This is a genomic window from Sulfitobacter sp. M368 (genome assembly GCF_025141875.1).
Lineage (GTDB): Bacteria > Pseudomonadota > Alphaproteobacteria > Rhodobacterales > Rhodobacteraceae > Sulfitobacter > Sulfitobacter mediterraneus_A.
This window is the reverse complement of sequence record NZ_CP081113.1, coordinates 1,365,109-1,391,745: the sequence shown is the minus strand read 5'-3', so window position 1 is coordinate 1,391,745 and position 26,637 is coordinate 1,365,109. Positions and strand designations below refer to the sequence as shown.

General features: G+C 60.5%; 15 protein-coding genes and 1 pseudogene. 3 read left to right on the top strand and 13 right to left on the bottom strand.

What is annotated here, in order from left to right; all coding sequences use genetic code 11:
* Positions 1-120 precede the first annotated feature (120 nt).
* The gene (locus K3754_RS07010) at positions 121-1,308 is read left to right on the top strand and encodes a glycosyltransferase (RefSeq protein WP_259942299.1); all 1,188 of its coding nucleotides are present in this window, start codon (positions 121-123) and stop codon (positions 1,306-1,308) included.
* Positions 1,309-1,310: 2 nt separating this feature from the next.
* Here K3754_RS07010 and K3754_RS07005 read toward each other — a convergent pair whose 3' ends face one another.
* The 8 genes and pseudogenes from K3754_RS07005 to K3754_RS19880 all read right to left on the bottom strand — a co-directional run.
* The gene (locus K3754_RS07005) at positions 1,311-2,144 is read right to left on the bottom strand and encodes a glycosyltransferase family 2 protein (protein ID WP_259942297.1); all 834 of its coding nucleotides are present in this window, start codon (positions 2,142-2,144) and stop codon (positions 1,311-1,313) included.
* A complete protein-coding gene (locus K3754_RS07000) occupies positions 2,141-4,654 on the bottom strand; it encodes a hypothetical protein (RefSeq protein ID WP_259942294.1) in 2,514 nt (837 codons plus the stop codon). The genes K3754_RS07005 and K3754_RS07000 overlap by 4 nt, the downstream gene beginning before the upstream one ends.
* A complete protein-coding gene (locus K3754_RS06995) occupies positions 4,651-5,595 on the bottom strand; it encodes a hypothetical protein (protein WP_259942289.1) in 945 nt (314 codons plus the stop codon). The genes K3754_RS07000 and K3754_RS06995 overlap by 4 nt, the downstream gene beginning before the upstream one ends.
* Positions 5,596-5,609: 14 nt before the next feature.
* Entirely contained in the window at positions 5,610-6,296 is a 687-nt protein-coding gene (locus K3754_RS06990) for a 4'-phosphopantetheinyl transferase (protein ID WP_259942286.1), read from the bottom strand.
* Positions 6,293-10,876, bottom strand: a complete 4,584-nt coding sequence (locus tag K3754_RS06985) for a MupA/Atu3671 family FMN-dependent luciferase-like monooxygenase (RefSeq protein ID WP_259942283.1) — start codon at positions 10,874-10,876, stop codon at positions 6,293-6,295. Before K3754_RS06985 ends, K3754_RS06990 begins: the two co-directional genes overlap by 4 nt.
* A complete protein-coding gene (locus tag K3754_RS06980) occupies positions 10,873-11,871 on the bottom strand; it encodes a glycosyltransferase family 2 protein (protein WP_259942281.1) in 999 nt (332 codons plus the stop codon). The genes K3754_RS06985 and K3754_RS06980 overlap by 4 nt, the downstream gene beginning before the upstream one ends.
* Before the next feature lie 5 nt (positions 11,872-11,876).
* A complete protein-coding gene (locus K3754_RS06975; protein ID WP_259942278.1) occupies positions 11,877-18,359 on the bottom strand; it encodes a type I polyketide synthase in 6,483 nt (2,160 codons plus the stop codon).
* Between the two features lie 1,238 nt (positions 18,360-19,597).
* Positions 19,598-19,648 (bottom strand): annotated as a pseudogene (locus tag K3754_RS19880) (hypothetical protein); the annotation flags it as partial.
* A 446-nt stretch (positions 19,649-20,094) separates the two neighbouring features.
* Here K3754_RS19880 and K3754_RS06965 point away from each other — a divergent pair.
* A complete protein-coding gene (locus K3754_RS06965) occupies positions 20,095-20,280 on the top strand; it encodes a hypothetical protein (protein WP_259942272.1) in 186 nt (61 codons plus the stop codon).
* Complete coding sequence (locus K3754_RS06960; RefSeq protein ID WP_259942269.1) at positions 20,277-21,023, top strand: WecB/TagA/CpsF family glycosyltransferase; 747 nt, start codon at positions 20,277-20,279, stop codon at positions 21,021-21,023. Before K3754_RS06965 ends, K3754_RS06960 begins: the two co-directional genes overlap by 4 nt.
* Positions 21,024-21,025: 2 nt before the next feature.
* On the opposite strand, the gene K3754_RS06955 is transcribed toward K3754_RS06960, so the two are convergent.
* The 5 genes from K3754_RS06955 to K3754_RS06935 are packed head-to-tail and all read right to left on the bottom strand — an operon-like array spanning position 21,026 to position 26,634.
* Positions 21,026-21,970, bottom strand: coding sequence for a glycosyltransferase family 2 protein (locus tag K3754_RS06955; RefSeq protein WP_259942267.1), 945 nt, complete (start codon positions 21,968-21,970; stop codon positions 21,026-21,028).
* Positions 21,967-23,010: a glycosyltransferase family 2 protein gene (locus tag K3754_RS06950; RefSeq protein WP_259942262.1), complete on the bottom strand. Its 1,044-nt coding sequence runs from the start codon at positions 23,008-23,010 to the stop codon at positions 21,967-21,969. The genes K3754_RS06955 and K3754_RS06950 overlap by 4 nt, the downstream gene beginning before the upstream one ends.
* A 35-nt stretch (positions 23,011-23,045) precedes the next feature.
* Positions 23,046-24,386 carry an FAD-binding oxidoreductase gene (locus K3754_RS06945; protein WP_259942261.1) on the bottom strand — a complete coding sequence of 447 codons (1,341 nt, stop codon included), beginning with the start codon at positions 24,384-24,386 and terminating at the stop codon, positions 23,046-23,048.
* On the bottom strand, positions 24,383-25,135 hold the full coding sequence (locus K3754_RS06940; RefSeq protein WP_259942258.1) for an NAD(P)-binding domain-containing protein: 753 nt from the start codon (positions 25,133-25,135) through the stop codon (positions 24,383-24,385). Before K3754_RS06940 ends, K3754_RS06945 begins: the two co-directional genes overlap by 4 nt.
* Positions 25,135-26,634 carry an aldehyde dehydrogenase gene (locus K3754_RS06935; RefSeq protein WP_259942255.1) on the bottom strand — a complete coding sequence of 500 codons (1,500 nt, stop codon included), beginning with the start codon at positions 26,632-26,634 and terminating at the stop codon, positions 25,135-25,137. Before K3754_RS06935 ends, K3754_RS06940 begins: the two co-directional genes overlap by 1 nt.
* Positions 26,635-26,637: the final 3 nt, after the last annotated feature.

Genomic DNA, 26,637 nt, shown 5'->3' with positions numbered 1-26,637 from the left:
CGCGCAAACACTCGAAAAATTGCCTCACTTCTGCCGTTTGCGCAGACTAAGCCCTGCAAGACCCGTGTACCAGCGCCAAGATTTGACGTTAGGATGGCACAAACCCAAAGGACAACCCACTTGAAGATCGCCTATATCCTCAACACCTATCCGCAGCCCTCGCACAGCTTTATCCGCCGCGAGATCCACGCGCTTGAGACGCAGGGCCATGATATCTTCCGCATTGCCATGCGCCCCTCTTCGGCTGCGCTGGTTGATCCGCTTGATCAGGCCGAAAACGCCAAGACCGAACATGTGCTGGCCCAAGGGGCCGGGCAGCTGGGCCGTGCGCTGTTTCGGGTTTTGAAATCGGATGCCACCACTTTTTTTGCCGCCGCAAAGGTTGCGTCGGATCTGGGTGCCGCATCCGAAAGCAGCCGCATACGCCATCTGATATATCTGGCCGAGGCCTGCTACGTGCTGGAGCGGTGCAAGGCCGAGGGCATCACCCATATGCATGCCCATTTCGGCACCAATGCCGCCGCCGTGGCGATGCTGGCCCATTTGTTGGGCGGGCCGGAATATTCTTTCACCGTACATGGCCCCGAAGAATTTGACGCCCCCCGCGCGTTGTCCTTGGGCGCCAAGATGCATCACGCTGCATTTACCGTCGCGATCAGCAACTTTGGCCGCAGCCAGCTGTGCCGCTGGGCCGCCGCCGAAGATTGGGACCGCATCAAGGTTGTACATTGCGGGATTGAGCCCGCCCGCTTTGGCGATCCGCGCCCCCTGCCCAAAGGGCCACGGCGGGTGGTCTCTATCGGGCGCTTTGTCGAACAGAAGGGCCAGTTGTTGTTGATCGACGCCTTGGCCAGAACCGAAGATCCCGATCTGCACCTGACCCTTTTGGGGGATGGCGAGATGCGCGGCCTGATCGAGGCACGGATCGCGCAACTTGGCCTGCAATCGCGCGTGTCCTTGCCCGGCTGGGTAGATGAGGCGCGGGTGCGCTCCGAACTGGCCGGTGCGCATGGATTTGTCATGCCCAGCTTTGCCGAAGGTCTGCCGATGGTAATTATGGAGGCGATGGCCGCCGCCCGCCCGGTGATCGCGACCTATATCGCTGGCACGCCGGAACTGGTGGTGGATGGCAAGACCGGCTGGATGGTGCCTGCAGGGGATGCAGATGCATTGGCCCGCGCTCTAGATGAATTGGCCAGGGCCACTCCGCAAAAGCTGACAAAAATGGGCGAAGCGGGCCGTGTTCGCGCCCTGTCCCGCCATGATGTCGCGGTCGAAGCGGCCAAACTGGCCTCTCACGTCCGGTAAATCTAGCGGCCCCGCACCCAGCGGTCTGACGATCGCAGGATCGGCAGCTTGATCGCAATCCGCACAGCCGCAAATGCAACAAAGGCCAGCGGATCACGCAGGGCGCGCTTCCACACCGGCACGACGTTGTCCTTGGGGTCGTCATTGGCCAACAGCGCTGGATAGCGCTCTTCGATCTCGGCCACCCCGATATCCTGCCGCCGCCGCACCCGCACCAGTCGCGCGAACCCTTCGATCATCGGCCAATCATAAACCGCATCCACAGCGTGTCGTTCGTGGGGGCGAAAATTGAGGCGGGCAAAGGTGTCATCCGAAATGATATCCGGCCAATGGTCCCAGCGCCTGCGCCCGGTACGGTTCATCGCAAACACGCCAAAACCGGGCACGCCGTGGGTCATAAACGGTGTGGTCAGCCAGAACCGCGTGTAGTGCCGCGTCAATGCATCATCCTGCACCGTCACATTGGGCTGCCCGCTGGCATATCGCGGGGCATCCACGGCCAGCGCTTTGGCGATCTGCCCCACCAGCGGAGGCGACACATTCACATCCGCATCCAGATAGATCAGCACATCCCCCTGTGCCGCGGCCTCTCCGGCATTCCACGCATTCAGTTTGCCGCCCTGGGCCAGGTCCAACACCTTGAGCCGCCATCCCTTGAGCAGGGTCTGTTCCTCAAACCCCTGCGCAATCGCGGCAGTGTCGTCAGTGCACCCATTGGCGACCACGATCACCTCAACCGGTCCTTCGACCGGGTCAGAAGCCAGCACCGCCCGCATACAGGCCGGTAAATAGCCGGCCTCGTTATGGGCAGGGATCAAGATGGAAGTGCCGGTCATAAATTGCCTGTCAATGCGGTCCAACGTGGGTTTTGATCATCCAGATGGCGCAGGCCACCCCATGATCCCCATTTGGTTGGGCTATACACGTCTGAGTATGCATTGAACAGTTTGCCTCCCACAGACTGCCAGCCGGCCAGCAGTGTCCGGTAAAGATCACCCATCTCCTGCGTGTAGTTGAAGTGGTGAAAGAACGCGGTCAGCTCGGCATCCTCAACCTGCGGGCCAAGACCCACAATATGGCTGCCACCCTCATACATGATCAGGTCCAGCCCGTGGTCTTTTGCAATCTTTGCATGATACGGCCAGACCCGTCCGATGAGATCGGCCAAGGTGTCTTCTGGATTGCCACTCACCGCGCCATCATGCAATTCACGTGCCGCCAAGGTGCTGGCCAGATCATAGCGGTGCGCGGCTATATACTCGGTTGCAGCCTGCCCAGTCAGTCCGTCAGAGGCGGCATCGGCCCGCGCTTTGGCAAGGCTATCTGCAAGCCAGCCTTTGACCATATCCTCGCGGTCCTCCAGCCCCAGAACACCTCCAAAATACCCCGTTACGGCATAGGCATCAAAGGCGGTTTTTGGTGCGGCAACACCTTCGGCCTGTGCCAAAGGGGCATTCAATGCCGCATCCTCCAGCCCCAGCCAGCCGGTTTGGCTGCTGATCACATTGACCAGTTGGTTTTTGGCCTCCGCCGCAAATGCAGCCGACCAGATCCGCGCCACCTCTGCTGCCCGCAACCCGTAATATTGCATCCACGCGTTATCCTCGCCCCAGCGGTCTCGCGCCTGTTCATCCGCCCATCGGGCCTGATCAAACTGCCAGTTCCAGACCTCGTTTGAGAATTCGACGTAAACCTTGCGTTCATCCTTCAACTGATCGCGGGTCATTGCGGCGAAGCGTTGCACAAAATCGTCCGTGGCCTGATGCGGAACATTGATCCAAATGTCCTTGCCCAACTCATTGCCCAGCCGGATCATCACCTCAATCGGCACCCCGCCCATATAGGTGGCATTGCCCGGCACCGGGCGGTCCTGCCATGCGGACAGGTCTGAATTGTTGGTCTCCATCCAATCCATGAACCGCAGCACCTCGAACGAGGTCAGCCGCGCCGTCCAATCGGGGTTGAACATCGCCCCCTGATCCAACATCGCCGCGCGGTCTTCACGTACCAATGTGATCTCACCCAGTGGCGCGGCCGTCCCTATACGCTGCACCCGGATATCCACGCTGCCCGGACCGGGGGTATAGTCAAAACGCACCTCGCCCGTGCCATAACGGATGTTGCTGGCACGGCCCGCAACTTCGATCACCGCGTCCCCTTCAAAGCGCAGCACATACCGCCCCGCCAGTGATGTCGCGCCCTCAGGCATATCGGTCAGAGCCACGGTGCCAATGCTGCTGACCTCCGCAGGCATCCGGATTGGCCAGCCTTGCGCATCCAGATAGCCTTCATCGCGCAACACCGCATGATCCATCCCGCCCCAACGTTTGGGCAGATGGCCAAACCACGGACGGGCGGTTTTCATCACATCAAGGAAAGGCTGCTGGCTGGACCAATCTGTCACGGCCGCAAGACCAATGGCCCCGGCGCCGCCCAAGGTCACATCACCTGCGACCAGCGTGGCGGGTTCCGGCAGCGGTGGGCCAGTGGGTAATTTCGGTGATTTCCCTGCGGTTGCTTTTGGTTGCGGCGCGTCAACCACAATATCGCCCTGATAGGCCACGACCGTATCCCATGCAATCTGCTGCAACGCCGCCATCAACGCGGGATCAAGCGTTTGGAAATCACCGCCCCAGCGCCCCTTACCCGGCCCCGGCAAACCCAGCGGGGATTGACCGGTCAGTGCCGCATATTGAACCTGGGAAACAAAGTAATGGCCCAGATCATTGAGGTGGATGTCATCCGAGAACAGCGCTGAAATGGAGGAAACACCCGCAACCTCGCCAGCATTGATGGCATCATAGAGCCGCCCCATGGCTTGACCTGCGGGCAGTAAACGGGCGGCAGGCGCATCACTTGGCAGGCCCGCATTGACCTCGTCAACAATCCCCTCCCAGACCGGCAGGTCCGCATCAATCCGGCTGCGCCAAGGCACATCTGCCCCTTCGTCATGATCCACCGCAACGCCTGTCCCGCTTTTGAGACTGTGCCAAGTTTCCATGATATAAACTTGCACCGCCGGATTGGCTGCCAGCGCCAGCTCTGTATAAGACCGGGCAAAGAACCCACTGTCGGACCATGTCACATGGTTGGCCAGCGGCAGGGCTTCTGTCAGGACCAGATGGGTGATCGCGCCTTCCGCCAGCACCGTCCGCGCATCCACACCCTCGGCGTCCGCACCATGGTCCCAATTGTAGCGCAAAGGCGCACCGTTGATGATCTGCGCCTGCACCTGCGCTTCGCCTGAACCTGCGCCGAGCGCGTTCTCCAGCATATCCGGCCCGTCTTGGCCAAACAGGCTGTGCCCCACCATCAAGACGGAAAAGACAGTATCCAGAAGGCTCATCCCGCGACTCCGGTTTCCGGCATGGATTGCACCACCTTCCAAACGACCTGCTGCATCAACGCCGCCGCCTCTGCGCTGGGCGCATCGGCATTGCTGCCATCGGCACGGGTCAGTTGATGCGGCAATCCTGACGGATCACGGTGATACAGAACGGCATAATGGGTCAGCGCCACCAGATAGGCACCCAGATCATTCACATGGATCGTGTCGCGACTGCCATCATCCGTCATGCCGAACAGATCATCCACCGCCGTGATACCCTCAACACCCCCGCGCTTCTCAACCGCACGGGCAAAGGCCGCCATCACCTGCCCTGCCGGGATCAGATGGATCGGAGCACCGCCTTGGGCCAGCGCAGGATAAAGCACACGCTCACGCCACAGTGCATCGAGATCATCATCTATGCGTGTCTTCCAGCCTGCAGGATCGTTGATGTGATGCCAGGTCTCATAAAGGTAAAGCCGCGCCTTCGGATTGGCCGCATGGGCCAGCTTGGCCCATTGGCCCAGATAACGGGCGCTGTCGTGGTATTTGATCGCATCGCGCAGCTCGACCATCTCGGTCAACACCACCGCATCATAGGTGCCTGACGTGATCGCCTCGGTCGCGGGGCGGAACCGCGGATGGGCGTTTTCGGCATCAAAGCCATTGATCGGCAGATCCGGCTCCCAATGTTCCTTGAGCGATGTGCCCCATCCAAGCTGGCTGTCGTAGTGATGGCCCGCGCCCGCCAGTTGGGCCAGCATCGCTGGCATGTCGCGCCCCACCAGTGAATGGCCCAGGTGATAAACCCGCAGTGCGCCCTCGGGTGCTGGCAAAGGCGCCGCATAAAGCACCTCGGCCTCGGCTTTGCCCGACTGGCGCCGCAGCATCCAGAACGACCCGCCTGCCGCAACAAGCGCAAGCCCGGTCAGGGTCAATCGTCGGCTCATACTGGCCATCACAAAACGCCTCTTTACTCTTTGGCCGGGTCGATGGTGACCGCCGTAACAATGTGCCCTTGGACCAGGGCAAAGCGGCCCTGCAGCCGATCACCAGCTGCAAACTGTCCGGCTGGTCTTACAAATCGGGCCTGAAACTGGCCTGAATCCGGTGCAATAACAATGTCCAGATGATCAAATCCAAACAGCACTCCTGTCAAAGGGAACTGTGCCTTGTAGGCCGCCTCCTTCGCGGAAAAGATCACCTTGGCCTGCATCGCCTGATCAGAACCAGCAATCCGCGCTCGTTCCTCGGGGCTGCAAATCGTGGACAACAAATCGGGGTTCAGCGGCGTTGCCGCCTCTATATCGACACCCAGATGCGCCGCGCCGCGCGTGACCGCCGCGAGGCACCAGCGGTCATTGTGGGTGATGCTGCCATGCCATCCGATTGGCCATTGCGGGGCGCGGTCCGGGCCTGCCGGAATCGCAACATTCCTGCCGCCCAACTTGCGCATCGCCGCCCGCGCCGCGTTGCGACCGGCGGCGAACTCGGCCTGCCGTTTGGCAACCGCCTGCGCCACAAATCGCGCCTCTTCAACCCAGATCGGCTGCTGCGCCTGATGCGGGTCAGCAACTGCCACAGCAACAGCCCTGTCAAACAGGTCCGCCGCTGCCGCCTCAATCATCGCAGCATCTTCATCGGCGCAGGCCTCGATCATGCGCCGGCCTTGCTCCGCCCGGCGCGCATCATCCGGCGTTTGGACATGGTCTCCGATTTGGCCGGATCGGGTGCCGCAACGGCAGGTTCTGCCGCGGGTTCTGCCGCCGCGCCCGGTGCCTTGTCCAAATGCGCCGCCAAGCCTTCGAGCGTGGGAAAGCGGAAGATGTCCGTGATCGACAATTGTTCCGCGCCCAGCGCCGCCTTGATGTCGCGGTGCGCTTGTACGGCCAGCAAGGAATGTCCGCCCAGACCAAAGAAATTGTCCTCGGCGCGGATGTTTCCAACGCCCAGAACCTTGGACCAGACCTCGGCAATGGCGGCCTGCGTCGCGCTGGCAGGCGCGGCTTTGACGGCGGAACCATCGGCCCGCGCGGCCTTGCGCCGATCCGGGCGAGGCAGCGCCTTGCGGTCGATCTTTTTGTTGGGCGTCAGCGGCATAGCCTCTAGCTGCGCAAAATACCCCGGCACCATGATCGCCGGCAGATCGCGCGACAGATGCGCCGTCAGCTCAGCATCGGCGATAACCCGGCTTGCGGTGAAATAGCCCACCAGTTGCGGCCCGCCCGGCACATCGTCGCGCGGCACAACAACCGACTGTATGAGTCCATCCAAACCCGCAAGACAAGCTTCAATCTCCCCCAGCTCGATCCGGTGACCGCGAATTTTGACCTGCGCATCGGCGCGGCCCATAAAGTGCAACATGCCTGTCGCATCCCAAGCCGCCAGATCGCCAGTGCGGTACATTCGTCCTGCGCCAAAGGGATTTTCGACAAACCGCTCTGCGGTCAGTTCCGGCTGGTTCCAATAGCCATCCGTCACCCCATCGCCGCCAATCCACAGCTCGCCCGCTGCGCCCGCCGGTTGCGGCTGCATGTCCGCGTCCAGAACGTAGACTTGGGTGTTGGCAATCGGCGTGCCGATGGGCGCTGTGGCCTCTGCCCCGTCCCGGACCATCGTTGTGGTCGACCAAATTGTGGTCTCGGTCGGTCCATACATATTTTGCAACCTGGCCGAGGTGCAGGATTTCAGCGCCGCAACCAGTGAACCCGGCAAAGCCTCGCCGCCAACCATCAGATGTCTGACCCGCGACAGTGCTGCCTGTGCCTCGTGGTTGGTGACCAGCATCTGCGCCATGGAAGGCGTGCATTGCAGATGGGTCACACCGTGGCGCACGATCTGCGTGGCGAGCGAATAATCATCCTCGCGCAGCACGGTTTCCTTGTTGGATTGCGCCAGCACATCCGCCAGTGGTTTGAGCCCTTCCATGACCTTCGGCGTGGAGATGCCATAGTCAATCAGACATGCAATCTCATCCACGCCGATCCGCTTGAGCTGTTCTGTACGGGCAAGACCATCGGCCACGGTGCCGAACATGCCACTGTCATTGAAGTAACGCTGGAACGCAAATTCCAAAATGCCTTCCATTTCGTCGTGCGACAGATCCTCCAGATTGACCTCAAAAGGGTTGGTCACGCCCTTGGGCTTCTTGAACGCCGGGAAGGCCCAGGCGTATTGTTTGATCAGACCCGCCGCTGAACGCAGGTAATCTTTCATCGGCTCACGCGCGACCTCTTCGGCCTCTGCGCGGGTGGCGGCAAGATAGGTGTGCAGCATTACGGTGACTTTGAAGTCCGCCGGATCATGCCCTGCCCCGCGCAACGCGTCGTGGTAGATCTTGATCTTGTCCGCGACCTCATCCACCGACTGGCCCAAAAGGTGAGTCAGCACGTTCGCGCCAATCTCGCCCGCCTCACGCCATGTCGCCGGATTGCCCGCCGTGGTCACCCAAACGGGCAATTCCTTGGACACCGGACGCGGCTGGGTGACAACCGCATGGGGCGTGCCGTCCTGCTTGGGGAATTCCACAGCTTCGCCGCGCCACAGGCGCCGCAACTGGTCAATGGTTTCAAACATCGCCGGTTTGTTGTGGGGCGGCGTATTTTCCGGGCGCAGTACAAAATCATCGGGCTGCCAGCCGCTGGCCACGCCGATCCCCACCCGGCCATTGGTCAGGTTGTCGATCACCGCCCATTCCTCGGCAATGCGGGCCGGATGGTGCAAGGGGGCCACGCAAGACCCCGCGCGGATTTCGAGGTTTTGCGTCACAGCCGCCGCCGCCGCGCCGGTCACAGACGGGTTCGGGTATGGGCCACCAAAGGCATGGAAGTGCCGCTCCGGCGTCCAAAGCGCATTGAAGCCGTGGGCATCGGCAAACTTTGCCCCCTCAAGCAGCAGCTCGTATTTCTTCGGTCCGACACCGCCATCGTTGCCCCAGTAAAACAGGTTGAAGTCGATCTTGCGATCCGACAGGCCGATGGGGCCATCCGACACCTGCGTGCGGCTTTCATCACCCGCCAGCACCAGTTTGAAGCCGCGCGACAGGGTCCAGAACAGCTCAAGCACTGAAATGTCGAACGACAGGCTGGTGACAGCCAGCCAAACCGCCCCCGCCTCGTGGTCGATCCGGTCGTCCATCCCGGCAAAGAAGTTGGCGACATTGCCGTGGTTGACCATCACACCCTTGGGTGTGCCGGTGGAGCCGGAAGTGTAGATCAGATAGGCCAGATCCTCTGGGGTGGCAGTGGCCTTTGGATTGTCCTTTGGTGCCGCAGTCACGCGGGCGTCGGTATCTATCTGCAACACCTGCCCGTTATGCGCGGGCAATTGCCCCGCCAGCGCCGATTGCGTGACGATGATGGGCGCAGCGCTATCGGTTATGTAGTGGGCAATGCGATCCGCCGGATAGGCCGGATCAAGCGGGACATAAGCGCCGCCCGATTTCAGGATCGCCAGTGCGCCGACGATCAAATCAACACCGCGCGCGGCATATAGGCCGATGGGCGTGCCGGGTGCTGCGCCCATGTCGCGCAGGACATGCGCCAGTTTGTTGGCGCGACCGTTCAGATCGCCATAACTCAGGGTTTCACCCTCAAACACCAGCGCCTCTGCATCCGGCGTAAGGGCGGCCTGCGCCTCGAATGCCGCGTGAATGGTGGTGCGGTCATAGCTGCGGTCGGTGGCGTTCCAACCCATGAGCAATTGATCGCGTTCGAAGGCAGGCAAGGCCCATAGATCAGCGCAGGTTTGCGCCGCTTCGATCTGCGCAAGCGCCGCTTCGAACCGGGCTGCCAGCAGGGTCAGCGCGGCCTCACCCAAGCGGGTCGGGTCATAGATCACACTGCAACCTTCATCAGTCACTGCGAGGGTCAATGCGGCACCCGGCAGAGGATCGGTGGTGAAGCTCAGACCGATCTCGGCGTGCTCACCATGGTCGATGGCCGGATCACGCAGAGCCAGATCCGTCGCGTGACCCGCGCTGTTTGAGGCCCGCTCCAGATCTTTCTGAAACTCTTCTACGGCCTCTGCAACCGTGGTTTCCGCCGTCGCTGTCAGCGTCAACGGCACATGATCCACCAACAGCGGATGTGCAGTGTCTTGGCGCAGGGCAAGGGTGCCCACGGTTTGCCCAGACGAATTCAGCGCCGCCAATGCCAATGCCGCCGCCTGCTGGGTACGGTCTTGTCCCTTTGGCGTGGCTAGAGAATGCGATTGCAGATCCGCGTCATCTTGAGCACCTCCAGCCCCGGCCAGCGGGCAAGACATCCAATCCGCTTGCCCCAGCGCATCGCGCCAATAGGCTTCATCCTTGACCGGCAGGGGCGCAAGCGCAGGAGGGACGATGCTGTCCCCTGCCGAGAACAAAGTGGTCAGATCAACGGCAGAGCCGTCGAGCATTGTAATATTGTGCAAAGTAACAGCCGCGGATGCGGTACCGATGGTGATCCGGTCCGCCGTCACGGACAGCACCTCTCCACATTCGGCGGTTTGATCCGATGCGGACAGACCACCAATCACCAGAGCCTGATCCCCCGCCATCAGTTTGGCCGTGGTCAGCGGGTTCCAATAACCGCCAAAATCAAGCCCGCGCATCAGGCGTGACAGGGTCATCGCGTCTTGGGTGAAATCGAGAACGCCCATATTGGCAGGACGATCATCACGGGCAAAATAGCTGCGCTGCGTCAGGTCTTGGGCCGTGCGTTGCAACAACCCGCTTTCCAGTTGCGCCACAACATCGGCAAAGCTTTCCATCCCCGCTGCATAGCATTTGGAATTGAGGCTGAAGGCGGTTTCATCCTCGGCAATCTGCACCATCCGCTGTGCCAGAATATCGCCCTCGTCCACACCGCCTTCGATGACGTGCCATGTGATGCCATGGCTGTCTTCGCCGTTGATGATCGCCCAGGCAGGCGTGTTCAAACCGGCGTAACGCGGCAGCGGTCCATCGTGAAAGTTGATCGCCCCCTTGCCGGGCAGGGCCAGCACATCCGCCGGGATCATCCGCAGGTTTGCAATGCTGAGCAGCCAATCGGCGGTGACGCCAGCCACAATCAGATCACGCGGGTTCTCAAGCACCTTGAGACCCTTGCCCTCTGCCCAGCCGCGCACGGCCGGATCACGCGTCACAACGGCAGGCAAGCGATGCCCGCCCGTCAACAACATGTCGCCACAGGCAATCGTGAGGGATTCGTCCCCCATCAGAATGGCGTCAAAACCGGCGGGAATAAAAGCTGCGGTCATGGTCTGTCCTCCGTTGCGGGGCGTCGTGATGTTGCGGGTTGCCGGTCAAGCGACAGGCCAAAGCCATGCCGCGCCAGATCACGCAGGAAATAGGCAGGGTCCTGGCTGATTTTCCCCGAGATGGCACAGCGCAGATGATGAATGGCCCCACCCGCCAACCGCGCCACAAGAGCAGCGGCGGCATAGGCAGAGCCGTGATTTTTGACAAAGTAATGGCGGCGGCTGTCGAACCAATAAGACGGCATACGTTGCCATTCCTTCATACCCGTCGACACCGAGCCGATATGCACCACCCGGCTTTGTGGCAGATACCAACAGCTCCACCCCGCGCGGGCGGCGCGTTTGCACAGATCGGTTTCTTCAAAATAGAGAAAGAAGGTTTCGTCAAACAGCCCGATTTCATCCAGCATCTTGGCCCGGACCAGAACGCTGGCCCCCGCCACCCAATCGACACGGGCGGTGTGATCAGGCAATGGCGGCGCAACGATGGCGTTCTTCAGCAACCGCGAAAAGATACCGGTGCGGGCCGCCCCTTCAAATTCGCCAGCGATCGAAGGGAAACGGAACGCGGTGCAATGGGTCACGTCATCCTCGCCGCGCACATGGCTGCCTGCAAACCCCGCTTTCGGATGGCTTTCCATATGGGTGATCAGACGCGGCAGGCATCCCGCATCGGGAAAGGCATCGGAGTTCAGCACATAAAAGTAATCCGGCGCACTGCCATCGGACATGCGAGATGTGAGACCAAGATTATTGCCCGCGCCAAAACCGCCGTTTACATCCGACAGGATCAATCGCACCAGACCGTTTTCATCCCAGCCCCGTTCGGTGATGGCCCGTTGCAACACCCCCGCCGACCCGTCGCCGGAAGCATTGTCGATCAGGATCATCTCGGCCCCGACCGGCATATCGGCCAGCGCCGCTTCCGCCGCCCGCAGGGTCATCTCAGCCGTGCGGTAGTTGAGGATCAGAACCAGAACTTTTGCTGCTGCCATGTCTCTCACTCCGCCGCTGTGGCTCGGGGCCAGTTACTGTCTTCTGGATCAGGTTCAAGGGCACCGCCGATCACTTCGCGCAATTCCTGCGCCAGCACGGTCACATAGGGCGCAAGCACCATGGAGTCGTGATCTCCCGGCACCTCGATCACCTCTAGGTTCGCCACATATTTGCGCCAGTCGTTGTCCTCGAATACATACTCGCGTTCGGCGCTGACAAAGCGCCCCTTGGTCACACGCCAATGCCGGTCGAGCGGTGGCCGGAACAGGGTCATTGGTCCGTCCCATTTCGGCGTGTCATATGCCCCGACAGCGGTCAGGAAGGCCTGCTGGATCTTGAGGTTGTTAAACTCTGACCCGTTGCCATCCCCCGCCTCTGCCTGGGCATCCGCGCGGCGGGTCTTTTCCCATGCCAGACGGTTTTGCGCCCATTCCACGAGGTATTTCGGGCCTTTGCGGCGCAACTGTGCCAGTTTGATCAGCGCCTTATCTGGACGCGACAACGATGGCCGCACCGGCAGCGGTGTGTCGAGCATCGCCAGCACTGCCACCTCTTCGCCGGCAGAGCGCAACTGTTGCGCCATTTCGTAGGCGGTGATCCCGCCGCCGGAATACCCCGCCAGCAGGTACGGCCCGTTTGGCTGAACCCGGCGCACCTCAGCCAGATAATCACGCGCCGCCTCGCCCACATCGGTGTGGGGCGGCGTGTCGCCAATCAAGCCACGCGCCTGAATGCCCATCACCCGGCGTTCCTTGCTGAACGGCAGGGCCAGATGGCGCAGATTCAACACGTTGCCAAACATCCCCGCCACCACAAACAGCGGCGCGGCGTCCTTGTTGTCGCATTGGTTCAGCGGCACCAGATAATCGTAACTTTCGATCACCGGCCCGTCACCCGCAGCGGCAGGGCCCGAGGCATCGCCCGCATCGCCGGTCTGCGCCGCGATCAAGGCTGCGCATTTGGCAATCGTTGGTGCTTCGAACAGGACAGAGATCGGGAATTCCACCGAAAATTCGCGTTTGACACTGGCAAAGAGGCGCACAGCGATCAAGGAATGGCCGCCAAGGTCAAAAAAGCTGTCCTCAACGCCAACCGGACTGACGCCCAGAAGGTTTTCCCAGATCGCCGCAAGGCGTTCTTCGATGCCATTGCGCGGCGCGACAAATGTGCCGTCCAGTTCAGGACGTTCAAAGCTTTGGCCGCTGGAGCTGGCGCCCTGCGGCGGCTGATCGGCTTGCGCGATCAGACCATCAAGCGGCAGTGAAGAGACAATCACCTGCGAGCGGCCCAGCGCGATGGCCCGGCGCAGCGCCTCTGGCCCTTCAGCGGCACGAATGCCCTGTGACACCATATAGGCCAGACGTTCCTCCGCCGGTGTCAGGTTACCCTGATCCGCTTCGGTATCATCAAAACGCACTTCACGCGGATCCAGCGGCGCAGCGGCAAAACCGCCCTCAAGCCGTTTCATCGCAAAATCCTGCACCGCCACCAGAACCCGGCCCGTCGCGTCACAGATCGTCACATCAAAGCTGGCAAAGCCATCACCTGCCGCCGTTTTCGACAGCGCGACATGGGAATAGATCTCTGCAGGCAGCGACCCATAGACAGTGATTGCACCATAGGACACCGGTACCCAGAGGTGGCTGGCATCATAGCTTGGCACCAGATCAATCGCCCAACCGGTGGCAAGGTCCATCAAACCGGCGTGCAACAGATGGCCCTCAGCCAGATCATCGCGGCAGGCATCAGGCAAGGCCAGTTTGGCAATCCCTTCATTTGTACCTATCGCGGTTTCGCGCAGCACGTGCCAGCGCGGCCCAAAGTCCAGATGCGCCTCTTGCGGTGAGGTCAACCGCCCGCCCTCTGGCGCGGTATCAATTTGCGCACAGCGGCCAAACGCGGCCTCAAGGTCAAAGGGTTCAGACTGCGAATGGCTGGCTGCCGCAATCTGCGCCTGCGCATGAAGCTGCCAACCGGATTTGCCGTTCAAAGTGCAATCGCTGCGCAATTCGGCGGCAAAGCCTGCCCCATCTGCGCTTAGGTTGATCTGCAATTCGCGCGGCGTTTCATCCTCGACCGGCATCGCCCGCAGGAAATAGAGGTCACGGATTTCGAAACCTTGGGTCAACCCCTGCCCCTTGGCGGCTTCGGCCAATAGTTCGATATAGCCTGTGCCCGGCATGATCGCCTGACCATCCTTGGTGCGGTGCTGATCCAGCAGCCAATGTGCGCTGCTGATCTGCGCGGACAAGACAGGATCTCCCGCCGCGTCCGACCCCATGGTCTGCACGAGTGCTGCATTGATCGGGCGTGCGGGCAGCACATCACTTGCGCCCCCGCTCAGGCTGTTGGTGGCCATGCCGACATCGGCCCAAATGCCCCAGTTGATTGCCATCACGCGGGTCGCATCGCCACTGCGGGCGGCGGCATAGGCATTGAGCCAGGCGTTCCCTGCAACATAATCCACCTGACCGGCAGATCGGGTCGCCGTACTGGTGGAGGAAAACAGGATCAGACAATCCAGATCGCCATCAGGCAGCAATTGATCAATGACCCGCAAACCCTGCACCTTGGGCGACAGAACCGCATCCATCTGCGCATCCGTTTTGCCCAGCATCGGCCCATCGTCCAGCGCACCGGCGGCATGGATAACCCCGTTGATCCGGCCATGGCGTTTTTGCAGATCTTCAATCACCCGGCGCATCTGCGCCAGATTGGCCACGTCGGCCCCGGCGACCTCTACCTGCCCGCCTTTGGCGGCGGCGCGTGTCTCAAGTTCGATCACGCTGCGCATCCGCCGCGCGGTGCGGTCCGCGGTGCCATGGCGGCTGAGGTAGCCATTCCACGCCTGACGATCCGGCAAAGGATCGCGGCCCAGCAGAACCACCGTGGCAGACTGCCGCGACAAGATATCGGCTGCCAGTGTCTGGCCAATACCGCCAAACCCGCCCGTGATCAGATAGACACCGCCCTCCTCAAAGAGGGTATCATCGGTGGCGTTCAATGGCGCGGGCTTATAGCTTTGTTCAAACCGTTTCGCGCCGCGATAGGCAGCCACTACATTTGCAGGCACGGCCATCAGGTCTTCCAGCAACCGATCGGTCAGATCATCCGCGACATCGGGTTCAGGCGCGGCAGCAGGCGCAAACCAGCCACGTTTTGCGGGCACATTGGCCGCTTGTTCTTCAATATCGATCTGGGCACAGGTCACGCCCGGCATCTCACGTGGGAACACGCCGACAGGGCCAGCAATCAACGCCTTTTCGGGATGGCGCAGCGCCTCATCCTTCAATTGCGCCGCTCCAGTGGTAAAGACACTCAGATGCAGCGGCGCATCGTTGCCTGCTTCGGTCAGGGATTGGGCAAGCCAGGTCAGGCTCCAGAACCCCTGTTCAAGGTTGCGATCAAAGATGCTGCTGCCGGGGCGCGGGGCGACGTGATCGTCGGTCAGCCAGAAATGCGCGATGCGGTCGGGCATCAGCCCGCGTTCCGCCAGATCGGCAATCAACAGGTCATAGTCCCTGCGTCCTTGTTCGGCGGCCAGTGTGTAGCTGTCATCCCCCTGCCGGGCAAAGGCATCCCCTGCCCGCACGGCGATCACTTTGTGACCCGCGTCGCGCAGGCGCACCATCACCGGCGCGGCTATGCCATCACCATCCGCAAAGAACAGCCAAGAAAGCGGTGTCGCGGCCAGATCGGTGATTGCGTCAATATCGGCATTGGCAAAGCGGGGCCGCCATGTGGGCACTGCGCCCCAGGTGGTGATATCGTCCTGCCGCACCAAGGCGCTGGCGGGCGCGGCAACGGCTGCTGTGCCCGGCTCTATGAAGTAACGGGCGCGTTGGAAGGCATAGGTCGGCAACACCACACGGTTGCGCCGCGCCTCACCCCAGATTTGGGTCCAATCGGCCTCAACGCCGCAGGCCCAAAGCCGCCCGATAACGGACATGAAATACATGTCATCCGCGATATCCTGATCGGGATGGCGCAGGGTCGAAAACGCCTGTGCGGGTTTGACCCCGTCGCTCATCTGCGCGAGCGCGGACAAGGCCTTGCCCGGCCCGACCTCAAGGTAAACGCGGTCACGCGGGGCGCTCAGCGTGGCAATGCAATCAGCAAAGTTCACCGTGTTGCGCAGCTGCCCAACCCAATAATCGGGGCTGGTCGCCTCTTCCGCCGTGATCTCCTGGCCAGAGCGGTTGGACATAAACGGCATCTGCGGCGCTTGCAGGTCAAGCCCGGCAAGGAACGCACGATAGCGATCCAAAATCGGCTCCAACATGCGGCTGTGCGCGGCGATGTCGATGGCGATCCGCTGATATTCCAGCCCTGCGTCGGTCAAACGGGCCTGCATCGCATCCAGCGCAGATTGCGGGCCGGACACGGCAATCAATTCGGGCGCATTGACCGAGGCGATGTCCAGATCGTCCCCCAGTAGCGGTTCAATCGCGCCGAGCGGTGCGGAGATGCTGATCATCCCGCCGGCAGGCACCTCATCAAACAGCTGCCCCCGCAGCAGCACCAGATCAATCAGGTTTTCAAAACTCATCACACCGGCAAGGCATGCCGCCACGTTTTCACCCATCGAATGCCCCACCATCGCGGCAGGTGTCACGCCCCAGCTGATCCACAGCTGCGCCAGCGCATATTCGGTGATCGCAATCAGCGGCAATTGTACGGACGGTTGTTTGAGCCGTTCTGCAGCGGCCTCCATTTGGCCCGCTTCGGGCAACCAAAGGGACCGGATGTCATAATCCAGCTGCGGCTGTAGGTGCGACAGGCCGCGATCCATCCAATCGGCAAAGACCGGCTCTGTCTCGTAAAGATCCCGCGCCATGCCGGGGTACTGCGCCCCGCCGCCAGGGAACATAAACACAACCTCGGGGGCATCACCCAGCAGATCATGGGTAAAGACCCGGCGGGTGTCGCCACCCTCAAGCAATGCGGCGGCCTCCTCATGGGTTTCAGCAACCACAACGCGCCGCTTTTCAAAGCCGCGCCGGCCGTTTTTCAGGGTAAAGGCCACGTCGGCCAAGGGCTGTTCGGGATGTGCCCGCAGATGCGCCGCCAGCGCGGCGGTGTTTGCCTCCAGCGCGGATTTGCTGCGCCCGGAAACACACAGCACATGGAACGGCCAGTCACTTTCTTCGGACGGGGCGCGCGCGGGTGCCTCTTCGATGATCGCATGGGCATTGGTGCCGCCGACGCCCAAGGCATTGACCGCGGCACGGCGCGGCGCGATGCCTTGCGGCCAGTCGCGCAATCTATCGTTGACCGAAAACGGGCTGCCCTCAAATGGAATGGCCGGATTGGGCGCTTCATAGCCCAACGATGGCGGCATCTGTTTGTGATGCAGGGCAAGTGTGGATTTCACAAATCCTGCAACCCCCGCCGCCGTATCCAAATGGCCTATGTTGGTTTTCACGGATCCGATGCGGCAAAAATCCGTATCGGTGGTGGTCTTGCGATAGGCTTCAGTCAGGGCGGCCACTTCGATGGGATCACCCAGATAGGTGCCGGTGCCATGGCATTCGACCATGCCAATGCTTTGGGCGGCGACGCCCGCATCATCGAGCGCCTTTACGATGGCATCGGTTTGTCCATCCACAGATGGGGCCAGATAGCCTGCTTTGGCTGCGCCATCGTTGTTGACCGCCGATCCTTTGATGACACCCCAGATGTGATCCCCATCTGCAATTGCATCCGAGAGGCGCCGCAAGGCCACAGCCCCCGCGCCGGAGCCAAAGACCGTGCCCTGCGCCCGGTGGTCGAAGGCGTGGCAATGCCCGTCCGGTGACAGGATTTCATTTTCCTTGAACTCATACCCGCGCCCATGCGGCAATTCGATGGTCACACCGCCCGCCAGCGCCATGTCAATTTCACCTGCCCGCAGCGCTTGACAGGCATAGTGGATCGCCACAAGAGAGGTCGAACAGGCGGTTTGCATGTTGATCGACGGGCCTTTGAGGTCAAACACATGGCTCACCCGCGTCGAAAGGAAATCCTTGTCATTGCCCGTGTGGCGCAGCAGGAACATGCCCACGTCATCCACCAGATCGGGGTTCGAGCAGATGTTGAAATAGAAATAGCTGCCCATCCCGCAGCCTGCGTAGACACCGATGGGCCCCGCCATGGTTTCAGGGGGATGGCCGGCCTGTTCCATCGACTGCCAGGCCACCTCAAGGAATTTGCGGTGCTGCGGATCAAGGATCGCAGCATCTTTGGGGGAAAAGCCAAAAAACTCTGCATCGAAGGTGTCGAACCCGTCAAGCACAGCAGCGGCAGGCACGTAATTCTTGCGGGCAATGTTCTCGGGGCTTTCGCCAGCGTCCAGAAGTTCCTGTTCGGTCAGGCGGCGAATGGACTCAACACCGTCGCGCAGATTGGCCCAGTAGGCATCTACACCTTCTGCGCCCGGCACGTTCACAGCCATGCCAACAATTGCGATATCTTCGCCTGAAATCGAGCGGCCCTTGGTGGTATCCATTCGTTCAATATTCCCGTTGCCTGCCCCAGGACGGACTTCACCCGTCTGAGTAATTAAGGAATATATGCCTGTGGAACTTGGAGAAATTGGGAAGATTTCAGGGCTTTTCCCCGAAGATCTGCCGTTTTCAACAGGTTTCCCTTAATAACAAGGCTTTGCCCGCCTAAAGCTACCATAATAAAGGCAAAAAAGGGCGGTCATTATTGACGCAGGCGAAACAATTTTGACCAATCGAGGCGGATCAAAACGCCAAATAAGGCCAATTGGCTCATAAAACGGTGCGTTTGCCTTGATTTTGCCTTGTTTTGTCAAGGACTGCGGTTTGCATCTGGTAACGCGGTTGATGGGTGGACCCGGCAAACAGTTTTTCGGCATATCCCACGATCGCCCCCGCCGTCAGCCAGGTGAGCGGCGTCAACGTCGCATTGAGCAGCATATCCATCAAGGTAACGCCCAAAATCAGGCACAGCGGCGCCACATAGGGTGAGACGGTTTGCGGGCGTTGCCTTGACACGTAAAGCCCCATCATCAGCAGCGGCAGCGCCAAAAGCCCGAATTCGCAGATATAGCCAACCCATCCAAAAGTGCCAAAAACGATGATCCAGCGGCCATCGGGAATGGTCAAAATCTCTCCTGTTTCGCTATGGCGGACCAAAGAGCGGCCCCAACCGCCCCACCCAAACGCCGGTTTTTCCGCAGCCCGAACAAGCAGTTGATCCTCGTTGTTAAACCGGTATTCCAAGGATTGCGCCCGCTCGTCGCTGATCTCTGCAGCTTGCGCCAGAATGGCCTCCGTCGGGATAACATCCAGATTGCGCAGCATCGGATATCCCACCGCCACGACAGCAAAAACCACCGCCAGCCGAATTTGCCAACGGCTTGGGATAAACAGCGCAACAGGCGTCAGCGCCACCCCATAGGCAAAGGATGCAAGGCTTTTGCACATCACCAACAGAACCGTCAGATACCCAACGATCAAATACCCTTTCATCCGCTTTTCCGCTGGCCCATAGCGCACCAGGGCTGCGGCTGAAATCAGGCTGGTCACCACGAAGACCGCGAGCCACAAACCATGTGGCAAGAACACGATCGGGCGATAGCCGCCATCGCGGATCATCTGTTCAAAGGAATGCTGGAAAAAGCCGTAAATCCAGATGTTTGTCACCGGGCTGAACTGAATTTCAAAGAACGATGGGATCGAATAGATCAACCCGCCCACCATGAAGGCCAGCAAGATCTCATGCAGGCCTTTTTCGTCTGACAAATACTGCCGCGCCAGCAAGAACGGCACCAGGGTCAGCACCTGTGCCAGCACAACCGCCCCCACGTCACGCACCGATTGGCCCGGCAACTGGTCCACCAAAAAGATGATCGGATGCGCATCGCGCAGCACTTCGAACAATATCGGATCACGGTTGGTCATCACCGTCGGAATGGCGGACAGAACCAGCCCCGCCACCAACAGACGCCCAATCCAGTTTTGCGGCCAGATCTGCAACTTTTCGCGCAGCGAGAAGATCAGGATCAGGACAACGCTGAGGTTCGGAATGGACACTTTGTCCATCGATGGCACCAGTGGCAGATTGAATTCGGCCAGCGGCGGCAAAAACAGATAGCCGCCCAGGATGGACCAGATCAGAGCCCGCTGAAGCGGCATTTTGCGAAACAGCCACAAGCATACCAACGGCCAGATCAACAGCATCAGATATGCAAAACCGTTTGGCATGTTGGTCCTATGGCGTGGTGGCTTTGGGGGAAAATATCATCTGGCCTGACGCCTGTCATCCCGATAGATTCTGTTCACGACGGCGCATTGCGTGATCAAATTGCAGGTAACCACATGATAAAAATTGAAAATTTTGAAATCGCGGCGACACATCACCTTTCATTTGATGTCCAACCCAAGGGCCCCAACCCATGAAATTTGGCAAAGTCCCCCACCAGATCGAGGTCAATGTGCCAACCCGCCACGCATTGTTTCAGGCTGTGACTAAACATTTGAAAGAAAACACCGGATTCGCGCTGGCCACGCTGAACCTTGATCACCTCACCAAACTGCCGGAAGAACCTCCATTTCTCGCCGCCTACCGTGCACAAGATCTGGTGGTGGCCGATGGCCGGCCCGTTGTCTGGCTGTCCAAGATCGCCCGGCAACCGGTTGAACTGATGCCAGGGTCTGACATGATCCTGCCGCTTTGCGATCTGTGTGTTGAAAATGGACGGTCCATCGCTCTCGTCGGTAGCAGTGATGAGGCCTTGTCGGGCGCAGCAAAAGCGTTGAAAGCCCGCATTCCGGGGCTGGAGGTGTCTTTCATCCACGCGCCGCCCTATGGATTTGATCCGCAAGGCGCTGCCGCAGACGAGATCCTTCGTGATCTGGCGAGCAGCGGCGCAGGGCTTTGTTTCATTGCCCTTGGCGCGCCCAAGCAAGAGATTTTCGCAGCACGTGGCCGGCAAATGGCCCCCGATGTCGGATTTGCTTCTATCGGCGCGGGGCTGGATTTCTTTTCCGGCCATCAGGTGCGTGCGCCCAAGATCATGCGCATGGTGGCGATGGAATGGTTATGGCGGGCACTGCAAAGCCCGCGCCGCATGGTCCCACGCTATGCCAAGTGTTTCGCGATCCTCCCGGGGCTCACGATCAACGCGCTGCGCCAACGATAAGGCTATTTGTATTCGATAATCTCAGATTTGCGCCCCGAAATCCGGCCCAAGTGATATTGCACCGCCCCCAAGCCTTCGGGAAACTTTGAAAAGGTCGTCAACGCCCCCCATGCCAACCCGCCTTGCCGGGACAGGCGCAGAACTTGCAACAGGTAGATCCCCAGCAGCAACAGCGCCCAAGGACTGATCAACAAAGCCAACAGCAGGATGAACAAGGGCAACACCGCCCCCCAGATCAACGCACGGCGGCTCTCTGCCACCCAATGCCGCTCCGGCGGCGCACCATGCAGCGCCGCTCCTTCTGCAAAGGCATGGCCTGCCCGCTGGCTGCGCTTCCACCACTGGCTGAGGCGAGTGATCTCGGCGTCATGCCATGTCATCTCTGCATCCAGACGCCAGATCTTCCATCCGTTCTGGCGCAAACGCAGGCAGAGTTCCGGCTCCTCTCCTGCAATCAGGCTGTCACGATAACCGCCCAGCTCCCTCAGTGGTGCAACCCGCATCAGGGCATCACCACCGCAAGCCAAAGTTTGCCCCACCGGCGTGTCCCATTCGCGATCAATCAAACGGTTGTAAACTGAAGCCTCCGGAAACCGTTCGCGCCGCCGACCGCAGACAACCGCCACATCGGGATGGGCTTCGAGGAACCTGCGAGCGGTGTCAATCCACCCCGACCGCAGGGCGCAATCTCCGTCAAGGAATTGAACCAATTCAACACCTTCTGCAACCTCCACCAATCCGGCATTGCGCGCACGGGCCGCTGTGAACGGCTGGGTCAGATCCAATGTAACCACCTGCGCACCCTGGCTTTGCGCCGCCTCAACAGACCCATCGGTGGACCCCGAATCCACATAGATCACCTGATCGACCTGCCCCTCAAGCGCCGCAAGACAGGCAATCAACCGCGCCCCTTCGTTGCGCCCGATAACGACCGCTGCAACCGTCATTGGCCCACCTTTGAAAGATACTCAGAGAACCGCTTGGACCCGACAAGAAACCCCGCGCGGATCAACAATTCCACCCGATTCCAAGGCCGCGCATCCAGTGAAAACAGCGTCACATCCGGCACATTGCGCATCACCGCCGCGCGGCGGGCATCTTCACCATGCGCCACATCCCCTGCGCCCAGCGATGCCGCATCCCGCGCTCCCGGATCATTGGCGAATTTGTAGTGTTTGATCACCCCGGTGATGTCGGCGCAACGCACCCCCATCGACAAATGCGGATGAGGCGCGGGCGTTACCTCCGGCCCGTTGAAGATCAGCGGATGTTTGGTCAGACAACAGGCCTCGCCAAAGACCTTGCCCCGCACCCCGCCAAAGCAGAATTGTATATCGCGGTGCGTGTTCGTGTTGCCTTTGAGCAGCTCTGAGAACGGGATCTCGGCGCTGTGGTAATCATATTTGTCCACTGTGCTAATATCGAAATAGCTAAATTCCTCAAGCACTTGGGCGTAAGGCAAATGTGCCACTTCGCGCAGCGGCGCTTTGGGAAACATCTCTAACATCTGCGCCACCATCGCCGTGGCCCCCTGCCCTTTGAGATAGTCAATCAGCCCATCAATGCCCAAACGCTCCCGGCCTTCGAAATCAAAAATCTCATCCATGTCCACATAGAGGCACCACCGGTTCTGCCCATATGTGTTGGCCGGATATTGCCGGATCAGGTCTTCGAATCCCGCCAATGGCAATGCGCTTTGGTCAATGATCGTGCCGGGCTCTGCCGCGATGCGGGGCAGTGTGTCGTCGGTCGACCCATTGTCGATAAAGACAAAATGCCGGATGCCCATGGCGCGGTAATGGGCAAAAAATGCATCCAGATAATAGCTGCCGTTGCGCACCAGGGCGATCAGCACCACCTCATCGGCACCGACATCCAGTTGCGCGGGCCCGTGCAGATGGCGCAAGGAGCGTGCAAATTGCTGGCGGCGGCGCCGTTCGCGCATTTTATGCAGGGCGCGGCGCATCAGATGGATCGGGCTTTTCATAGGCGGGTGATACGCCAGCGGCGGCGGCGGGTCTACTATTCTGCGCCCGCGCGATGCTCTTTCCAGCGCAGGTATGCATTTGCGCCCCAGGTGGCAAAAGGTTGCGGGGGCAAGGGCTTGGGTGCCGCTTCGGCGTCGAAATGGGCAGTGATCTCCGAGCGGTGCCCCATTGCTGCCTCGGCGGCAGCGATGCCCGTCAGGGTGCCCCGCGCCGTGCCAAGCCCGTTTTGGGCGCAGGCGGCGTAGATGCCATCGTCAATCTGATCCGTAACGCTGACCCCGTTGAGCGTCAGGCACAGATGTCCGGCCCAAGCGTATTGCATCGGCATTCCCGCCAGCTGCGCAAACCGGCTGTCGAATTTTTCGCGGTGGACTTGCGCGGCACGGGCCACATCGCGGGGCGTTGCCATCATGCCAGGGCGCAGGGTCGCGCAGGTCCGCGTGATGATCCGGTTGCCCCCCTGTGCGGTGTCAATGCGCCGCATGGTTGTGCCCATCGGATCGGACGGCGTAATGCCCCAGCGCGGCGCGCCGCCCAAACGGGCCAGCGCATCCTTGTCCAACTCTGGCGTCATGGAGGCATAGAGGAACAACTGCATCAACTGCCCCTTGGCGATGCCAAAGCTTTCCAGATGACCGTTGTTCGCCAGAATGATCCGGGGTGCAGTGATCTGGCCCTGCGCTGTGGTCACAGACCAGTCACTGCCCTGCCGGGCAAACCCGGTCACGGCAGAGCTTTCGTAAATCTGCACATCCCCGCGGCGCAGCCCCTGCGCCAAACCGCGAATATATCCCGCAGGCTGCAAGATCATGGTTCCGGGTGTGAACAGGCCAGAGCGATAGTGGTTGCTGCCGGTCAATTCTTGCATGTGTTGGGCGTCCAATGTTTCGCTGGTCTCGCCCAAGGACGCCAGATGCCGCGCATAGCTGGCGTTATGCGCCTCCCCCTTGGCCGTGGCGGCACCGTTCACCTTGCCCGCCGGATCGGCATAGGCTGGATTGATCCCGTATTGCGCCACCGCATCAGCGGCAAAGGCGATCGCCCGCCGATTGAGCGCGATCAGCGCCGCATCATCGCCCGCCCCCGCGTAATCCTCCGAGGCCAGATCATGCGGCAGGTCAATCATAAACCCCGAGTTACGCCCTGCACTGCCTTCGGCAATCCGCAAACCGTCCAGCACAACAATGCGCAACCCTTTATCGAGCTGCCGTAGACGCCGCGCCGCTGACAGGCCAGCAAAGCCCGCGCCAATCACCACAACATCGGCGGTTTGAGAGCCTGAAAAAGGGGCAGTCACCGGATATGGGCCAAGAATTTCCGCCCATGCGGCGGGGGTATCGAACTGCGGTGCACGTCTTGCGCGATAGTTGGTCACAGACCCAACCGCGGCTTGAGAGCCTCCAACCCGGCGACCAATGCATCATGTGCACCGGTCTCCTGCATATGCGCCTTGAGGCTGGCGTTCAGCCCGCCTTCGGTTGCAAGCCCCTGCAAGAGCGCATCAAAATCCGCATCGCTGGTGGCCATCTGCCGAAGAAACCCTGCAAAGACCCCAGCCACATAACCCTCTGCCGCCTTGGGATCGCCGGTCTGATCGCCCAGCCATTGTGCCCCGGTCTGCATCAGCGCGATCAGCGGCGCAGACAGCGCACTGCCCGCGAAATGCGCGTTCAGCGCGGCTTCGCTGGCAACCGCAAACACATGATCGCTGTCACCAAAGAGCGCTGTCAATGCAGTGGAGGCCGGATAGACCGGCAGCATCGAACCGCCCGTGCTGATCGCCGACAAAGGAATGGTCATCGCAATATCCGTCGCTGGCGCGCACAGCTGTTGCAAGGCGTCATGGCTCACATCCACCATCACCGAAATCACCGCTTGGTCGGCCCGAAACGGAAGGCTTGGCAAAACCTGCCGCGCAACATCTGCCACCAGGCACAGAAACACTACGTCTGATCCGGCCACCACATCCGCATTCGCGGCCACGGTTGCCCCATCGACCTCAGCAGCCAATTGCGCCGCAACCTGCGCGTTGCGCTCTGACACCATGATCTGATGCCCGCGCCCCGCCAGTCCGCGCACCATGGCAGCGGCGATTTCGCCGGTGCCAATAAACCCGATGCGCATCAGGACACCTCGCCGTCGCTGTCATCGGACAGATCAATCCAGATCGTCTTGAGCTGGGTATATTGATCATGGGCATGCACGGAATTGTCGCGTCCACCAAAGCCTGATTGTTTGAACCCGCCGAACGGAGTGGAAATGTCTCCCTCCCCATAGCTGTTCACCGTCACCGTACCCGCCCGCAGCATCCGTGCACCGCGCAGGGCGCGTTTGCCATTGGCCGTGAAGATCGACGCGCAGAGGCCATAGTCGGTGTCATTGGCCACCGCGATGGCCTCCTCAAAGCTGCTGACCGCGATTACGCTCAGAACCGGGCCAAAGATCTCGTCCCGTGCAAGGGTATGAGTGTTGCTTGGCAACTCCAAAACCGTCGCTTCGACAAAAGCACCGCCTTGCGTTCCGCCGCCGATCACCGCCTTAGGAGCGCCCTCCAAATAACCGGAAACCTTATCAAAATGGACCTTGGAGACCATCGCCCCAAGCCGCGTTTCAGGATCAAGCGGATCGCCCAGAGGCCATTCCCGCGCATGGGCTTTGATCCGGTCCAACAACGCGTCTTTGACATCGCGGTGCACGATCAAACGGCTGATGGCCGAACAATTTTCGCCCATGTTCCAGAATGCGCCGTTGACGACATGCGCGGCCACCGCATCGAGGTTTTCGGCATCTTCCATCACCACGCAGGGGTTCTTGCCACCCATCTCAAGCACCACTTCCTTGGCGTTGCTTTCAGCGGCATAGCTGAGGAACTTTTTGCCCGTGACGGTCGAGCCGGTGAAGCTGACCATGTCCACATCCATATGGCGGCCCAGAGGTTCGCCCACCTCTGCCCCACCGCCGGGCAGCACGTTCAGCACACCGCGTGGCACACCGGCCTCATGGGCCAGTTCAGCCACCCGCAACGCGGTGAGCGAGGTTTCTTCCGCCGGTTTCACCACCACCGAACATCCCGCCGCAAGCGCCGGGCCAATTTTCCACGCCAGCATCAACAAGGGGAAGTTCCACGGCAGGATCAGCCCCACCACGCCAATGGGTTCGCGCACCACCATGGCGATGTGATCATCGCTTGCCGGGGCGACCTGATCATACATCTTATCAATGGCTTCCGCGTGCCACTTGATGCAGGTAATGGTCTCTGGCAAGTCCACGGTTTCGCAATCAAAGATGGTTTTGCCGCTGTCGATGCTTTCCATCACCGCCAGTTCGCGGGCATTGCGGGTCAGCAATTTGGCAAAGCGGATCAGGACATCCTTACGCTCTGACGGATGCCGGCGGGACCAACGGCCATCCTCAAAAGCCTCCCGCGCCTTGGACACGGCAAAATCAACGTCCTCAGCTGCGCAAGCGGCAATGTCCGCCAGCGCCTCTCCTGTGGCAGGGTTCACCGTTGTGAAGGTCTCGCCCGACGCCGCAGGGCGATAGCTTCCATCCACAAATGCCGCCGCCGGAAGGTCGAGATTGACGGCGATCGCACGGTATTCTTCTTTTGTCAGCAATCCCATGAT

What these genes read in the sequence shown, in the direction of transcription:
- K3754_RS07005 (WP_259942297.1), bottom strand. Translation starts at nt 2,144, where the DNA reads ATGACCGGCACTTCCATCTTGATCCCTGCCCATAACGAGGCCGGCTAT.
- K3754_RS07000 (WP_259942294.1), bottom strand. Translation starts at nt 4,654, where the DNA reads ATGAGCCTTCTGGATACTGTCTTTTCCGTCTTGATGGTGGGGCACAGC.
- K3754_RS06995 (WP_259942289.1), bottom strand. Translation starts at nt 5,595, where the DNA reads ATGGCCAGTATGAGCCGACGATTGACCCTGACCGGGCTTGCGCTTGTT.
- K3754_RS06990 (WP_259942286.1), bottom strand. Translation starts at nt 6,296, where the DNA reads ATGATCGAGGCCTGCGCCGATGAAGATGCTGCGATGATTGAGGCGGCA.
- K3754_RS06985 (WP_259942283.1), bottom strand. Translation starts at nt 10,876, where the DNA reads ATGACCGCAGCTTTTATTCCCGCCGGTTTTGACGCCATTCTGATGGGG.
- K3754_RS06980 (WP_259942281.1), bottom strand. Translation starts at nt 11,871, where the DNA reads ATGGCAGCAGCAAAAGTTCTGGTTCTGATCCTCAACTACCGCACGGCT.
- K3754_RS06975 (WP_259942278.1), bottom strand. Translation starts at nt 18,359, where the DNA reads ATGGATACCACCAAGGGCCGCTCGATTTCAGGCGAAGATATCGCAATT.
- K3754_RS06965 (WP_259942272.1), top strand. Translation starts at nt 20,095, where the DNA reads ATGGCGTGGTGGCTTTGGGGGAAAATATCATCTGGCCTGACGCCTGTC.
- K3754_RS06960 (WP_259942269.1), top strand. Translation starts at nt 20,277, where the DNA reads ATGAAATTTGGCAAAGTCCCCCACCAGATCGAGGTCAATGTGCCAACC.
- K3754_RS06955 (WP_259942267.1), bottom strand. Translation starts at nt 21,970, where the DNA reads ATGACGGTTGCAGCGGTCGTTATCGGGCGCAACGAAGGGGCGCGGTTG.
- K3754_RS06950 (WP_259942262.1), bottom strand. Translation starts at nt 23,010, where the DNA reads ATGAAAAGCCCGATCCATCTGATGCGCCGCGCCCTGCATAAAATGCGC.
- K3754_RS06940 (WP_259942258.1), bottom strand. Translation starts at nt 25,135, where the DNA reads ATGCGCATCGGGTTTATTGGCACCGGCGAAATCGCCGCTGCCATGGTG.
- K3754_RS06935 (WP_259942255.1), bottom strand. Translation starts at nt 26,634, where the DNA reads ATGGGATTGCTGACAAAAGAAGAATACCGTGCGATCGCCGTCAATCTC.